General features: G+C 31.0%; 2 protein-coding genes and 1 pseudogene. 2 read left to right on the top strand and 1 reads right to left on the bottom strand.

Annotation, left to right across the window (positions count from 1 at the left end; all coding sequences use genetic code 11):
• Together ACTHW2_RS12865 and ACTHW2_RS12860 are read left to right on the top strand one after the other, a co-directional pair.
• Positions 1-350 (top strand): annotated as a pseudogene (locus ACTHW2_RS12865) (urocanate hydratase); the annotation flags it as partial.
• Positions 351-419: 69 nt separating this feature from the next.
• On the top strand, positions 420-1727 hold the full coding sequence (locus ACTHW2_RS12860; protein ID WP_442264288.1) for a YjiH family protein: 1308 nt from the start codon (positions 420-422) through the stop codon (positions 1725-1727).
• Between the two features lie 58 nt (positions 1728-1785).
• Here the strand turns inward: ACTHW2_RS12860 and ACTHW2_RS12855 are convergent, their stop codons facing one another.
• Positions 1786-2499 (bottom strand): ZIP family metal transporter, encoded by a 714-nt coding sequence (locus tag ACTHW2_RS12855; protein ID WP_442264287.1) that lies wholly within the window; start codon positions 2497-2499, stop codon positions 1786-1788.
• Positions 2500-2565 lie beyond the last annotated feature (66 nt).

The following is a 2565-nucleotide window of genomic DNA, read 5'->3' as shown; positions in this document are numbered from 1 at the left end:
GTAGTAATATGATGGCTGATATGGCAACACAATGTTTTGCAGGAAATGCAGCTAGAGGTATGAGTCTTATAGCTCTACACAACGGTGGTGGAGTAGGTATAGGTAAAGCTATAAATGGTGGTTTTGGAATGGTCTTAGACGGATCAGAAAGAGTAGATACTATACTTTCAACTGCTATGCCATGGGATGTAATGGGTGGAGTTGCAAGAAGAGCTTGGGCTAGAAATGATCATTCTATTGAAACTGTTATAGAGTATAATAATGACTTTAAAGATACAGACCATATAACTCTTCCTTATGTTGCAGATGAATCACTTGTTAAAAAACTAATGGATGAGAATGTAAAATAAATTATAAAAAAGGATTGTAAGATTAGAAATGGTTTTACAATCCTTTCTTATAGAAAAAAGGAGTAATATATGGAGATAAAACTAGACGGGACAAAACTAATAAAATTTTTGTTATATGCATTTGTAGGTATATTTATGTTTTTTATTCCAATAAAAATAAATGGTGATAGCTCCATACCATTAGATCATATGGTAAACTTAATTAGAACCATCCCATATTTTTCACCAGTATATGGTGGAATAATAGTAATTTTAGGTGCAATACTTCCATTTGCTAAAGGGACATGGAATAAAAACACCTCAACTACAATATTTTCATTTTTAAAACTTTTAGGAATTATATTTGTAGTCATGGCAATTTTAAATAAGGGACCTGCTTTTTTAATGGCACCCGATGTTATTCCCTTTATATTTGAAAAGATAGTAGTAGCTGTAACAACAATAGTACCACTAGGATCTATATTTCTGGCCTTTTTAATAAATTATGGACTTATGGAATTTATTGGAGTATTTATGAAGCCTGTTATGAGTAAAGCTTGGAAAACACCTGGAAAGTCTGCTATAGATGCTGTAGCTTCATTTGTAGGAAGTTATTCTTTAGCACTACTTATTACAAACAAAGTATATAAAGAAGGAAAATATACAGGAAAAGAGTCAGCTATTATAGCTACAGGATTTTCTACTGTTTCCGCTACTTTTATGGTTATAGTGGCAAATACTCTTGATATAATGAATTATTGGCTATTATATTTTTGGATAACTATACTAATTACATTTTTAGTAACAGCTATTACGGCGAGGATATATCCACTAAGTAAAAAGCCTGATACTTTTTATATGGATCAAGAAGGTCAAAGAGAAGAAGAACCTGAAGGTAAAAGATTTACTATGGCATATAATGAAGCTATGGAAGCTTTTGATAATGGACCATCAGTAATAGCAGGTGTAGTTTCTACTTTAAAGGATGGTATAGGACTTGCTCTTTCAATAGGGCCATTACTTATGTCCATAGGTGTAATAGGAATAGTGCTTGCAAATCATACTCCTATATTTGATGTAGTTGGATATATATTTTATCCTTTTATGGCACTTTTTAAAATTCCAGCGCCACTACTTGCAGCCAAGGCAGTTTCACTTAGTATAGCTGAGATGTTTCTACCTGCGCTTTTAGTAACAGAGGCACCTTTAATTACTAAGTTCTTAATAGCTATAGTAAGTGTTTCAGAGATATTATTTTTCTCAGCATCAATACCTTGTATAATGGCTACAGAAATACCTTTAACTTTAAAAGATTATGTTATTATTTGGATTGAAAGAGTTATTTTAAGTATTTTAATAGCTGCACCAATTTTACATTTGATATTTAAAATAATATAATATAAAATAAAATACAAGATACAAATAAAAAATATAGATCTTTCAAGGTCTATATTTTTTATTTGAAATATAGAAATATTCCAATTAAAAAGCCTATAACTACCCCTATAGAAGATAAATTACCTAAGTAGAGTTTCTTTCCTTCAGGAAGTATTTCATCTGCAATAATATATAACATAGCTCCTCCTGCAAATGATAAACAAAAAGCTATTAAAGTATTAGAAAGCATGCCAAGACTTGCTCCTAAAAATGTACCTATACCAGTTGGAAAACCAGTTAGCATTGTAAAAAGAATTATTTTAAATATATTTACTCCTTTAGATTTTAATGGTATAGCTATTGCAAGTCCTTCAGGAATATTATGAAGAAGCATAGCCAAAGAAAGAGTAAGTCCAAACTCTCTCATAGAAAAAAAGCTTGAGCCAAGGGCAAGTCCTTCAGGAAAATTATGCACTGCTATACTTAAGCCAAGGACAAGTCCACTTATTACTAGTGGAGACCTATTTAAAAACTTTAGTCCATATTGTATAAATATAACAAAAGATGCACCAATCATTACAGATATAAAGGTGATCCACTGTCCTCCGAGTACAAAAGATTCGGGAAGCAAATGAAAGGTAATTATAAACATCATAAATCCACCCGTAACCCCTAAAAGAAAACTAAAGAATCTTTTACTTTCTCCTATAAATATTGATAAGACTCCTCCAAGACCAGTTCCAATCATTCCAACTATGAAACCATATAGTGTTATCGTTAAAATACTATTCAAAACAATCACTCCTTCTATGATAAATAGTATTCAAAGAAAAATGATATATTCTGTTTATCTATAGAA

This window comes from Tissierella sp. (assembly GCF_052089545.1).
GTDB lineage: Bacteria > Bacillota > Clostridia > Tissierellales > Tissierellaceae > Tissierella_A.
Note: the sequence above shows the minus strand (reverse complement) of the source record. Positions and strands in the feature narration are given on the sequence as shown.